Origin of the sequence: Acidovorax sp. T1 (genome assembly GCF_002176815.1) — a bacterium.
Lineage (GTDB): Bacteria > Pseudomonadota > Gammaproteobacteria > Burkholderiales > Burkholderiaceae_C > Acidovorax.
On sequence record NZ_CP021648.1, the window covers coordinates 831,258 to 843,395 of the forward strand.

12 protein-coding genes are annotated in these 12,138 nt (G+C 65.1%); 1 reads left to right on the top strand and 11 read right to left on the bottom strand.

Features of this window, described 5'->3' with window-relative positions:
* Nucleotides 1–41: 41 nt before the first annotated feature.
* From CCX87_RS03990 to hemA, 6 genes are all read right to left on the bottom strand, one after another.
* On the bottom strand, nt 42–1,382 hold the full coding sequence (locus tag CCX87_RS03990) for a hemolysin family protein (RefSeq protein WP_087743929.1): 1,341 nt from the start codon (nt 1,380–1,382) through the stop codon (nt 42–44).
* 127 nt (nt 1,383–1,509) lie between these two features.
* The gene (locus tag CCX87_RS03995; RefSeq protein ID WP_087743931.1) at nt 1,510–2,517 is read right to left on the bottom strand and encodes an AAA family ATPase; all 1,008 of its coding nucleotides are present in this window, start codon (nt 2,515–2,517) and stop codon (nt 1,510–1,512) included.
* Nucleotides 2,518–2,686: 169 nt separating this feature from the next.
* The gene (gene grxD, locus CCX87_RS04000; protein WP_087743933.1) at nt 2,687–3,010 is read right to left on the bottom strand and encodes a Grx4 family monothiol glutaredoxin; all 324 of its coding nucleotides are present in this window, start codon (nt 3,008–3,010) and stop codon (nt 2,687–2,689) included.
* 49 nt (nt 3,011–3,059) lie between these two features.
* Nucleotides 3,060–3,902 carry a peptide chain release factor N(5)-glutamine methyltransferase gene (prmC, locus tag CCX87_RS04005; RefSeq protein ID WP_087743935.1) on the bottom strand — a complete coding sequence of 281 codons (843 nt, stop codon included), beginning with the start codon at nt 3,900–3,902 and terminating at the stop codon, nt 3,060–3,062.
* 71 nt (nt 3,903–3,973) lie between these two features.
* Complete coding sequence (prfA, locus tag CCX87_RS04010; protein WP_087743937.1) at nt 3,974–5,062, bottom strand: peptide chain release factor 1; 1,089 nt, start codon at nt 5,060–5,062, stop codon at nt 3,974–3,976.
* Between the two features lie 111 nt (nt 5,063–5,173).
* Nucleotides 5,174–6,502: a glutamyl-tRNA reductase gene (gene hemA / locus CCX87_RS04015; RefSeq protein WP_087743939.1), complete on the bottom strand. Its 1,329-nt coding sequence runs from the start codon at nt 6,500–6,502 to the stop codon at nt 5,174–5,176.
* Nucleotides 6,503–6,574: 72 nt separating this feature from the next.
* Between hemA and CCX87_RS04020 the strand changes: the two genes are divergently transcribed.
* On the top strand, nt 6,575–6,853 hold the full coding sequence (locus tag CCX87_RS04020) for a hypothetical protein (protein WP_087743944.1): 279 nt from the start codon (nt 6,575–6,577) through the stop codon (nt 6,851–6,853).
* A gap of 5 nt (nt 6,854–6,858) precedes the next feature.
* Here the strand turns inward: CCX87_RS04020 and ugpQ are convergent, their stop codons facing one another.
* From ugpQ to ugpB, 5 genes are all read right to left on the bottom strand, one after another.
* Nucleotides 6,859–7,605: a glycerophosphodiester phosphodiesterase gene (ugpQ, locus tag CCX87_RS04025; protein WP_087743946.1), complete on the bottom strand. Its 747-nt coding sequence runs from the start codon at nt 7,603–7,605 to the stop codon at nt 6,859–6,861.
* A 13-nt stretch (nt 7,606–7,618) separates the two neighbouring features.
* The gene (locus CCX87_RS04030) at nt 7,619–8,623 is read right to left on the bottom strand and encodes a sn-glycerol-3-phosphate import ATP-binding protein UgpC (RefSeq protein WP_087743948.1); all 1,005 of its coding nucleotides are present in this window, start codon (nt 8,621–8,623) and stop codon (nt 7,619–7,621) included.
* Nucleotides 8,624–8,699: 76 nt separating this feature from the next.
* A complete protein-coding gene (gene ugpE, locus CCX87_RS04035; protein ID WP_087743951.1) occupies nt 8,700–9,548 on the bottom strand; it encodes a sn-glycerol-3-phosphate ABC transporter permease UgpE in 849 nt (282 codons plus the stop codon).
* A gap of 174 nt (nt 9,549–9,722) precedes the next feature.
* Nucleotides 9,723–10,604 carry a sn-glycerol-3-phosphate ABC transporter permease UgpA gene (ugpA, locus tag CCX87_RS04040; RefSeq protein ID WP_087748167.1) on the bottom strand — a complete coding sequence of 294 codons (882 nt, stop codon included), beginning with the start codon at nt 10,602–10,604 and terminating at the stop codon, nt 9,723–9,725.
* A 137-nt stretch (nt 10,605–10,741) separates the two neighbouring features.
* Nucleotides 10,742–12,058 carry a sn-glycerol-3-phosphate ABC transporter substrate-binding protein UgpB gene (gene ugpB, locus CCX87_RS04045; RefSeq protein WP_087743953.1) on the bottom strand — a complete coding sequence of 439 codons (1,317 nt, stop codon included), beginning with the start codon at nt 12,056–12,058 and terminating at the stop codon, nt 10,742–10,744.
* Nucleotides 12,059–12,138: the final 80 nt, after the last annotated feature.

Genomic DNA, 12,138 nt, shown 5'->3' on the forward strand with positions numbered 1-12,138 from the left:
GGGCGAGGGCGGCGCGGCCAGGCGACGGCGCAAGCGGAGTGTCAGTGCGCAGCCGGCGCCACAGGATCTGCCGCGTTGCCGTTGTCCGCCAGCACGGGCTTCAGGCGCGACACCATCACCTGATCGACGCGGAAGCTGTCCACGTCCAGCACCTCGAACTTGTAGCCGCCCCAGCTCACGCTGTCGGTGCGCCGGGGCACGCGGCGCAGCATCACCATCAGGAACCCGGCCAGGGTTTCGTATTCGTCGCTGTGCGGCAGTTCGTCGAGATGCAGTGCGCGCAGCACATCTTCCACCGGGGTGACGCCGTCGATGAGCCACGAGTTTTCGTCGCGCCGCACGATCTGCTCCTCATCGGCGGACCCCACCAGATCGCCCATCACGGTGCTCATCACGTCGTTCAGCGTGACCACGCCCACCACCAGGCTGTATTCGTTCACGATGACGGCAAAGTCCTCGTGCACCTGGCGGAACTGCTCCAGTACCTCGGACAAGGTGAGCCGGTCGGGCACGATGAGCACCTTGCGCACCAGGCTGTCGTCGGCCAGCGAGATGGGCTGGTTGTTCAGCACGCGCTGGAAAAGGTCTTTCGCGTCCACGTAGCCCACCACATGGTCGATGTCGCCCTCGCACACGGGGTAGGTCGAGAAGGGCTCGGCGGCGATGCGCAGGCGGATCACGGCGTCCGGCTCATCGCGCAGAAAGAAGGCAATGCGGTCGCGTGGCGACATGGCGCTCGACACCATGCGCGTATCGAGCTCGAACACATTGGTGATGACCTGCTGCTCGCGCGCGGCCAGCACGCCGGCGCGGGCACCGGCTTCCATCATGGCCAGAATGTCGTCGGAGGTGATGCGGTCGTCCCGCAGCGACGACAGGCCCAGCAGGCGGAACAGCGCATCTGCGCCCTTGCTGTAGAACCACACGAGCGGGCGCAGCACGGTCATCAAAAACACCATGGGCTGCGCCAGCCGCACCACCAGGTTTTCTGGCTCGGCCATGCCCAGGCGCTTGGGAAACAGGTCGGAAAACAGGATGAACAGCGAGGTGATGACCAGGAACGACGCCAGAAACCCGACGGTCTGGGCATGGCCATCCGACAGCCACAGGCCGGCAAGCGCGGCGAAATGCGGGCTCAGCGCGCCTTCGCCAACGATGCCCCCCAGGATGGCCACCGCGTTCTGGCCCACCTGCACCACGGTGAAATAGTCCCCCGGCTGCTCCTGCAGGCGCAGCACCCGGTCGGCGCGGGCGTCGCCCTCGTCGGCCATCTGGCGCAGGCGCAGGCGGCGCGCGGCGGCCAGCGAGATCTCGGCCATGGAAAAGAAGGCGCTGGCTGCGATGAGCAGGCCAATAACGAGCAGGCTTTGGGTCAGGGTCATGGTGCGGAAAACCGGGCAAACCCGGGCGGCGGACCCGCCGGGCCCTGTGAGTGTAGCGGCGTGCATGCCCGGCGCAGACCAGGGTGGGGCCACCGCAATGGCCCGGCCCGCGCCCGCGCACGCGCGGCTATTGCACGAAACCGATGCGGCCCTTGCCCGCAGCGCTGCGGGGCAGATCGGCCACTTCCACCGTGGAGCGCTGGTCCAGCCGCGCATTGCCAAAACCGGTCATGAGTGCGCGGCGCATCTCGCGCGGCGCCATCTGCGCCAGCTGGTCGAGCACATCGTCCAGTGGCTCCGGGTCCAGCAGGCGCCCCCAGTCGTGCCCGGCGCGCAGGCCCTGGTAGAGGTTGCGGGCAATGGCGCGGGCCTGATCGGGCGTGGGGGCTTGCACCGCAAACACGTTCATGCGGTTCAGGATGGGCTCGGGAATGCCGCGTTCGTCGTTGGCGGTGGTGATCCAGATGACCTGGCTGGCGTCGATGGCCACCTCGGCGAATTCGTCGGTGAAGCATTGCGCGGTGTCGTGCTCCAGCAGCCCATACAAGGCGCCCAGCGGGTCATACTGGGCATCGCAGGCTGCTTTGTCGATCTCATCCACCACGATCACCGGGTTGGCGTACTCGCCGTCCACCAGGGCTTCAAACACCTTGCCGGGGCGGGCGCCTTTCCATTGGGACGACGAGCCCGAAAGCAGCCACCCCGCCGTCATGGAGCTCATGGACACCAGGTTCATGCCCGTGCCCAGCAGCTCGGCCAGGTGCCGGGCAAAGTGCGTCTTGCCGATGCCCGGCGGCCCCAGCAGCAGCATGGGCGTGACTTCCAGCCCATCGCGGCTGTCCTGCGCCAGCGCCACATGGCGCTTCACGTCGTCCAGCACCTCGGTGAAATTGGGCAGCTGCTCATACAGGCCCGCCATGTCGGGCACGCCCGAGGGCTTGACCTGAAAGCGCTCGGGGCCGCGCTCGAGCATGCGTTCGTACACGGTGCGCAGGGCTTCATATTCGCGCTGGTTGCCAGCCTCCTGCAGCCGCGCCAGCTTGCGCTCGACATCGGCGGGCTGGAACACCTGGCGAATCTGCGCCACCGGAAGGTGCAGCGCCGGGGACTGGGGAACAAGGCTATGGTGGTTCATTGCATGCTCCTGTGATGGATGGGTCACGCAATCATTCAAGCACACAACATGCCTGCCTTCACGCAGGAAAAGCCCTGTATGGGTGCAAATACTGCCGCCCTGCAAAACGAAAAGGCCGCCCGAAAGCGGCCTTGAAGCGCGGTATGCCCGGGCCGGTGGCCCGGGGCGTTCAGCCCTGGGTGCCCAGCACCTGCTTGAGCTCGCCCGATTCGTACATCTCCATCATGATGTCCGAGCCGCCAATGAACTCGCCCTTCACGTACAGCTGCGGAATGGTGGGCCAGTTGCTGTATTCCTTGATGCCCTGGCGGATTTCCTCGTCTTCCAGCACGTTGACGGTGGTCAGGGCCTTGGTGTCCACGCCGCAGGCCTTGAGGATCTGGATGGCACGGCCCGAAAAGCCGCACATCGGAAAGCTGGCATTGCCTTTCATGAACAGCAGGATGTCGCTGGATTTTACGAGGGCGTCGATGCGTTGTTGGGTGTCGCTCATGGGATTCTCCTTGTAGAGGGCTGGCGGGCGTGGGCCCGCAATGGGGGGATTATTTCACTGTCGGCCACTGCCCGCCGGTGCAACGCGCGATGCCGGCGAGGTCATTGCGGCTTTGCACCTGCACAAAACCCTGCGCCCGCAGCAGCGCGCAGACGGCTTCGGCCTGGTCGTGGCCATGCTCGAGCAGCAGCCAGCCGCCAGGCGCAAGGTGCGCCGGTGCCTGGGCCACGATGGTGCGGATATCGTCCAGCCCGTCGGTACCGCTGGCCAGGGCCTGCAAGGGTTCATGCGTCAGGGCGGCCAGGTGCGGGTCGGCGGCGGCAATGTAGGGCGGGTTGGAAACGATGGCGTCGAACCGTCCCTCCACGCCGTCCAGCCAATGGCCCAGTGCAAACCGCACGGGCAGCGCCAGGCGCTGCGCATTGGCCTGCGCCACGGCCAGGGCATCGGCGCTGGCATCCACCGCCAGCACCTGGGCCGTGGGGCGCTGGTGTTGCAGGGCCAGCGCAATGGCGCCGCTGCCGGTGCCCAGGTCCAGCACGCGCGGGGCGGGCAGGGGGGCGATCACTTCCAGGGCCCAGTCCACCAGCGTTTCGGTGTCGGGGCGCGGGTCGAGCACACGGGCGTCAATGGCCAGTTGCAGGCCGTAAAACTCCTTGCACCCCGTGAGGTAGGCCACGGGCTCACCCGCTGCGCGGCGCTGGCACAGGGCCATGAACGCATCGTGCGCCGCGGGCTCCAGCGCATCGGTGTCGTGCGCCAGCAGCCAGGCGCGGCTGGCGTCGGGGCGGGCGAGGGCATGCAGCAGCAGCATCTGGGCGTCGATGCGTTCCAGGCCCAGGGAGCGGGCCTGGGCCAGCGCATGGGCCAGGGTGGGGGCTGGGGTATTCACTCTTTTTTTGATAGCTGCTGGCGCTTGTCAATCAAGCGCCAGAGGCCTATTTCATTCAAATTTTTTGGGGCTCAGACGGCGGCGCCCATCTCCAACTCTTCGAGCTGCTCGGCCTCGCGCGCATGCGCCAGGGCTTGCAGCACCTCGGCCAGGTCGCCATCCATCACGTATTGCAGCTTGTAGAGCGTGAGGTTGATGCGGTGGTCGGTCAGGCGCCCTTGCGGGAAGTTGTAGGTGCGGATGCGGTCGCTGCGGTCGCCACTGCCGATCAGGCCCTTGCGCAGCGCGGCCTCCTTGGCGGCGCGCTCGCTGCGTTCTTTCTCTTGAATGCGCGCCTGCAGCACCTGCAGCGCCTTGGCCTTGTTGCTGTGCTGGCTGCGGCCGTCCTGGCACTCGGCCACGATGCCGGTGGGCAAGTGCACCACGCGCACGGCCGAATCGGTTTTGTTGATGTGCTGGCCACCGGCGCCGCTGGCGCGGAAGGTGTCGATGCGCAGGTCGGCCGGGTTGAGCTTGATGGCCTCGGTCTCGTCGGGCTCGGGCATCACGGCCACGGTGCAGGCGCTGGTGTGGATGCGGCCCTGGGTTTCGGTGGCGGGCACGCGCTGCACGCGGTGGCCGCCCGATTCGAACTTCAGTGCGCCATAGACATGGTCCCCTTCGATGCGCAGCACGATTTCCTTGTAGCCGCCCAGCTCGGCCGCGTTCTCGCTGACCACTTCCACCTTCCAGCCCACGCGGTCGGCGTAGCGCATGTACATGCGCGTGAGGTCGCCCGCAAACAGCGCCGATTCGTCGCCGCCCGTGCCGGCGCGGATTTCGACAAACGCGTTGCGCGCGTCGTCGGGGTCTTTGGGCAGCAGCAGGCGCTGCAGTTCATCTTCGAGCTGCAGCAGCTCGGCCTCGGCCGTGGTGATTTCTTCCTGCGCCATTTCCGCCATATCCGGGTCGGCCAGCATCTCGCGCGCGCCGACCAGGTCGGCCTCGCGCTGCACAAAGCGCGCATAGCGGCCTGCCACCTGGGTGACCTCGGCATGCTCGCGCGACAGCACGCGGTATTGCGCCATGTCGGCCATGATGTCTTCGCGCGAGAGCAGAAAGTCCAGTTCGCCCAGACGCTGCGCGTAGCGTTCCAGCTGGCTTCGGAGAAAAGGTTTCATGCGGGAGGGGAAAATAATTGCTACTTTATTTGTAGCTTGAAGCGCTTATGGATAAAGCGCTGGGGGCCGATTTGGCTTGAAACCGGTGCGGGCATGAGCGGGCGGGCGCCGCTACAAGCCAGTCTTGCTTTGCGAGCGCAGGAACAGGCGCGAGACGGTCTGCGCCGTCTGGGCGCGCATGTCGGCGTCGCCCGCCCGCAACTCGGCCATGGTGCCGTGCAGCATCTTTTGCGTGAGACCGCGCGAGAGGGCCTCCAGCACGGCATCCACATCCTCGCCCTTGGCCAGCAGTTTTTTGGCGCGCGCAATCTCCAGGGCGCGCCATTCGTCGGTCTGGGCGTTGATCTGCTGGATCAGGGGCACCACGCCGCCTGCCGCGCCCAATGTGCCGGCAGGGCTGCGCAGCTCCATCCAGTGCATGAAGCTTTGCACGCCGGCGTCGATGATGGCCTCGGCCTGCGCCACGGCGGCCTGGCGGTTGGCCTGCGCGGTCTGCACCACGCTGGCCAGGTCGTCCACGGTGTACAGGTAGACATCGCCCAGGGCCTTGACCTCCGGCTCGATGTCGCGCGGCACGGCCAGATCGACCATGAAGATGGGGCGGTGGCGGCGCTTCTTGAGGGCACGCTCCACGGCGCCCAGGCCGATGATGGGCAGGCTGCTGGCGGTGCAGCTGATGACGGCGTCGAACTCGTGCAGGCGCTCGGGCAGGTCGGCCAGGCGCATCACCTCGCCGCCAAAACGGGTGGCGAGCTTTTCGCCGCGCTCCAGCGTGCGGTTGGCAATCGCGATTTGCTTGGGGTTCTTGGCCGCGAAGTGCGTGGCGCACAGCTCAATCATTTCGCCCGCGCCGACGAACAGCACGCGGATCTTGGAGAGGTCTTCAAACAGCTGGCTGGCCAAGCGCACGGCGGCGGCGGCCATGCTGATGCTGTGGGCGCCGATTTCGGTGCTGGTGCGCACCTCTTTGGCCACCGCAAAGCTGCGCTGGAACAGCTGGTTGAGCGTGGTGCCCAGGGCGCCGGCCGTCTCGGCGGCGCGCACGGCATCTTTCATCTGGCCCAGAATCTGGGCCTCGCCCAGCACCATCGAATCGAGCCCGCTGGCCACGCGAAAGGCGTGGCGCGCCACCAGGCTGTCTTCGAGGGTGTAGGAGTGCGAGCGCAGCAGCGCGGGGCTCACGCCGCCGCTTTGCGCCAGCCAGCCCAGCGTGTGGTCCATGGCGGGCTGGTCGCCGGCGCAGTAAATTTCGGTGCGGTTGCAGGTGGAGATGATGGCCGTCTCCACCCCAGGGTGGCGGCTGGCACCGCCTGCAGAGTTGCCCAGCGACTGGCGCAAACCCTGCAACGTGGGCGCAATCTGGTCGAGCGCAAACGCAAACCGGCCACGCAGATCGAGCGGCGCGGTGGTGTGGTTGATGCCGAGGGCCCAGACTGCCATAGACCGCGATTATAAAATTGTTCGCTGCATCGGGCACCGTGTCTGCCCAAGTCTTGATCTGGGTCACGTTTTATGGGTCCTCTGGACGTTCTCCTCCACGCTATGAATTTCATGGCGCCCGCAGCGGCGCTGGCCCTGCTGCTGGTGCTGGGCGGGCGATTTATTCGCTCAAAAGGGGCGTTAGCCCTTTCGTGGAAAGCGCAACTAGCTATTAATTTTGCAGTGGGCTGCGCGGTGCTGGTGGCCGGGCTCGTGGTGCTGGGCCGCGACGGCAAGATGCTGACCTATGCGGCGCTGGTGCTGGCCTGCGCCAGTTGCCAGTGGGTGCTGGTGCGCGGCTGGCGGGGTTGAGGAGCTCAGGCCGCGCTGAACAGATCGACGCGGTCGGTGATGATGCCGTCGGTGCCCAGATCGATCAGGCGCTGGGCGGCCCATTCGTCGTTCACCGTGTAGCTCAGGGCGCGCAGACCGAGTGCGTGGACCTGTTGCACCAGTGCGGCATTCCACAGCGCATGGTTGCACACCAGCGCCTGGCAGCCCAGTTGTTGCGCCAGGTCGAGGTAGCCTGGCTGCAGTGTGTCGATCAGCAGGCCGCGCGGCAGCTGGGGCGCGGCGGCCTGGGCCGCCGCCAGTGCGTCTGGCTGGAACGAGGTCAGCAAAGGCGGCACGGCCGTGGCGGGCCAGATGCGGGCCAGCAGCTCGCCCACGGCGCGGCCGGTGGCGGCTTCGGTGCCGGGCGTGGGCTTGATTTCCACATTCAGGCAGAAGTGGTTGGCCAGGCACCAGCGCGCCAGCGCCTCCAGCGTGGGCATGCTTTCGCCCGCGTAGGCGCGCGAATGCCAGCTGCCGGCATCGAGCTGCGACAGGGTATGCCAGGGCAGGTCGCCGCCCGTGCCGTGGCCGTTGGTGGTGCGCTGCAGCGTGGCATCGTGCAGCAGGAACAGCACGCCATCGGCGCTCAGCTTGGCGTCGCACTCGAACATGCGGTAGCCATGGTGCGCCCCCAGCCGAAAGGCAGCCATGGTGTTCTCGGGCGCCAACTTGCCGGCGCCGCGGTGGGCGATCCAGCGGGGATAAGGCCAGGGGTTGGTCAGGTGGGTCATCGGTTGGGGCCGGTCAGAGGCGTTTGCTGGTCTGGGCGTCAAACCAGTGCAGGCGGTTCTCGCGCGGCGTGACGTGGATGGTGTCGCCCGCCTTGGGCGAGGCGCTGCCCTCGTCGATGCGCACGATCAGGCTGTCGCCGCCCATGGTGGCGTACACCAGGCGCTCGGCGCCCAGCAGTTCGACCGTGTCCACGCGCGCCTCCCAGCCGGTGGCGGTGATGTCCAGGTGCTCGGGGCGAATGCCCAAAATGGTGCCGGGCTTGCTGTTGGGCGCATGGCGCAACAGGTTCATGGGCGGCGAGCCGATGAAGCTGGCCACAAAAACCGATGCCGGCGTGTGATAGACCTCTTCGGGCGTGCCGAACTGTTCCATCACGCCCGCGTTCATGACGATCATGCGCTGGGCCAGGGTCATGGCCTCGACCTGGTCGTGCGTGACGAACAGGCTGGTGATGCCCAGTTCGCGGTGCAGCTTCTGGATTTCGATGCGGGTCTGGGCGCGCAGCTTGGCGTCGAGGTTGGACAAGGGCTCGTCAAACAAAAACACCTGGGGCTGGCGCACGATGGCGCGGCCCATGGCCACGCGCTGGCGCTGGCCGCCCGAGAGCGCGCGCGGCTTGCGTTCGAGCAGATGGCCGAGTTCCAGGATCGCGGCGGCTTTGTCCACGCGCGTCTTGATCTCATCCTTGGGCACCTTGGCGATCTTCAGGCCATAAGCCATGTTGTCGAACACGCTCATGTGCGGGTACAGCGCGTAGTTCTGGAACACCATGGCGATGTCGCGCTTGGCGGGCTCCAGGTTGTTGACCACGCGCTCGCCGATGGCGATGGTGCCGCCGGTGATCTCTTCCAGCCCGGCCACCATGCGCAGCAGCGTGGATTTGCCGCAGCCCGAGGGGCCGACGATGACGATGAATTCGCCGTCCTGGATGTCGGCGTTGACGCCGTGGATCACGGGCACCGCGTGCTTGCCGCTGCCGTAGTGCTTGACGACGTTGCTGAGGGTGAGGGATGCCATATTTGCTATCTGATTTTGCTATTTGTTTGATAGCTGCTTGCGCTTTATATATATGCGCTGCAGGTGGTTTTTATGCTTATTTTTCGGTATCGACCAAGCCTTTGACGAACCATTTCTGCATCAGGATGACGACGGCCGTGGGTGGCAGCATGGCGATGATGGCGGTGGCCATGACGATGTTCCAGTCCACGGCGGCCTCGCCGCCAGCCAGCATGCGCTTGATGCCGATCACCACCGGGTACATGTCTTCCGACGTGGTCATGAGCAGGGGCCACAGGTACTGGTTCCAGCCATAGATGAACTGGATCACGAACAGCGCCGCAATCGAGGTGCGCGACAGCGGCACCAGCACGTCGATGAAAAAGCGCATGGGGCCGGCGCCGTCCATGCGCGCGGCCTCCACCAGCTCGTCGGGCACCGTCAAAAAGAATTGGCGAAACAAAAAGGTGGCCGTGGCCGAGGCGATGAGCGGCAGCGTCAGGCCGGCGTAGCTGTTGAGCAGCCCCAGGTCTGCCACCACCTTGTAGGTGGGCAGGATGCGCACCTCCACGGGCAGCATCAGCGTCACGAAGATGGCCCAGAAGCACAGCATCTTGAACGGAAAGCGGAAGTACACGATGGCAAACGCCGACAGCAGCGAGATGGCGATCTTGCCCACGGTGATGACCATGGCCACCACGAAGCTCACCCACATCATGTGCACCACGTTGGTGTTGGAGCCCAGCTTGCCCGAGCCGAACAGCGCGGCCTGGTAGTTGTCCCACGTATGCACGCCCGGCAGCAGCGGCATGGGCGACTGCACGATGTCAGCGGCCGTGTGCGTGGAGGCTACCAGCGCCAGGTACAGCGGAAAGGCCACGATGGCCACGCCCAGCAGCAGCACGGCGTGCGAAACAAAGTCGAGCCAGGGGTTGCGATCAATCATTTTGGCTTTCCACGATGCTGCGCATTAACCGCGCCGCATGAAACTGGCGCGCCCCAGGCCAGGGCAGCCGAGCAAGGGCCGCCCCGTAGCGAGGGCTGCGTCCCCCTGCCCGCATTGCGCAGCAATGCGAGAGCGGGGGGAAGGCGCGAAGCGACTCAGGGGGGTGTTCCATATTCAGTATTGAACTTTCTTTTCGACATAACGGAACTGCACCACGGTCAGCGCGATGACGATGAGCATCAAAATCACCGACTGCGCCGCCGAGCCACCCAGGTCCAGCGCTTTGAAGCCGTCCTGGTACACCTTGTAGACCAGGATGGAGGTGGACTGGCCCGGCCCGCCCTGTGTGGCCGCGTCGATGATGCCGAAGGTGTCGAAGAAGGCATACACGATGTTGATCACCAGCAAAAAGAAGGTGGTGGGCGACAGCAGCGGCAGCTGGATGTGCCAAAAGCGCCTCCAGGGGCCCGCGCCGTCAATGGAGGCGGCCTCGATCAGCGCCTTGGGGATGGATTGCAGGCCCGCCAGGAAGAACAGGAAGTTGTAGGAGATCTGCTTCCATACCGAGGCAATCACGATCAGTGCCATCGCCTGATGTTCGTTCATCACATGGTTCCAGCCGTAACCCAGCCGGCCCAGGTAATGGCTCGCCACGCCGAGCGAGGGCGAGAACAGAAACACCCACAGCACTCCGGCGATCACTGGCGCCACCGCGTAGGGCACGATGAGCAGGGTTTTGTAGACCATCGCAAAGCGCACGATGCGGTCGGCAAAGATGGCCAGCACCAGCGACACCACGATGCCAATGCCCGCCACCAGCACCGAGAACAGGGCGGTGCGCTGGAAGGAGTGGAGGTAGGACGGGTCGTTGAAAATCTGCCGGAAGTTGTCCAGCCCCACCCACTCGGTGCTCATGCCGAAGGCGTCTTCCATCAGGAATGACTGCAGGATGGCCTGTCCGGCAGGCAGGAAGAAAAACACACCAATGATGAGCAACTGCGGGGCCATCAGCACCCAGGGCAGCCACGCCGAGCGGAAAAGTACGCGTTTTTCCATGACGTTCACAACCAGATAAACCGCCGGTGCAGCGTTGCTGCACTGACGAAAAAACAAAAAGCGGCCCCCAGGCAGGGGCCGCCGATCAAAGCAGGGGCGCTCATGGGAACGCCTTGCCTGTCACAGGATGCCGCAGCTTACTTCTTGTACGAGCGCTCGAAGCGGGCCAGCAGCTCGTTGCCACGGGTCACGATGGAGTCCAGGGCTTCCTTGGCCGACTTCTTGCCGGCCCAGACCTGTTCCATCTCTTCGTCCTCAATGGTGCGGATCTGCACGTAATTGCCCAGGCGGATGCCGCGGGAGTTGTCAGTTACCTTGCGCACCATCTGGTTCACGGCCACATCGGTGCCGGGGTGCTTGGCGTAAAAGCCGGACTTGTCGGTCAGCTCATACGCGCCCATGGTGATGGGCAGGTAGCCGGTGCGCTGGTGGCTGGCGGCCTGCACCTTGGTATCGGACAGGAACTCGAAGAACTTGGCCACGCCCTTGTACTCTTCGGCCTTCTTGCCGGCCATGACCCACAGCGAGGCGCCGCCGATCACGGTGTTTTGTGGGGCGCCCTTCACGTCGGGGTAGTAGGGCAGCGGAGCCAGGCCGTAGGCGAACTTGGCGTTCTTGGCCACGTCGCCGTAGAAGCCCGAAGATGTCTGGATCATGGCGCACTCACCCGAGGTGAACGATGCCTGGGCCGCCGAGCCGCGGCCCTTGTAGACAAACTCGCCCGCCTTGGCTGCTTGAGCCAGGTTGTTGATGTGCTTGACGTGCAGGGGCGAATTGATCTTCATGCGCGCCTTGTAGCCGTTCGGGCTCAGGCCATTTTTTTCGGTGGCAAATTCGACGTTGTGCCAGGCCGAGAACGACTCCAGTTGCGTCCAGCCCATCCAGGCCAGCGTCATGGGGCAGCTGTGGCCGCTGGCCTTGAGCTTCTTGGCGGCTTCAAAGACTTCGGGCCAGGTGGCAGGGGCCTTGTCGGCGTTCAGGCCGGCTTTCTTGAAGGCGTCCTTGTTGTAATAAAAGATGGTGGTCGAGCTGTTGAACGGGAAACTCATCATCTGGCCGTTGGGGGCCGTGTAATAGGCGGCCACGGCGGGGATGTAGCTGCCGGGGTTGAAGTCGGCACCGGCGTCCGTCATCACCTTGCCCACGGGCACCGTGGCGCCCTTGGAGGCCATCATGGTCGCCGTGCCCACTTCAAACACCTGCAGGATGTGCGGGGCATTGCCCGAGCGGAAGGCGGCAATGGCGGCCGTCATGCTTTCGTCATAAGCGCCCTTGAAGGTGGGCACGACCTTGTATTCCTTCTGGCGCTCGTTGAACTGTTTGGCCAGGTCGTTGACCCACTCGTTGTTCACGGCCGTCATCGAATGCCACCACTGGATTTCAGTTTGGGCTTGCGCAGAGACGCACACGGTGGTGGCAAGGGCGGCAGACAGGGCCAGGTGCTTGAGTTGCATGAACACTTCTCCAAGAGGACGATGACACAAAAGGGGCGATGCTAGGCGACTTTTGTGTCTGTGGCGTGTCGTTGTCGCAC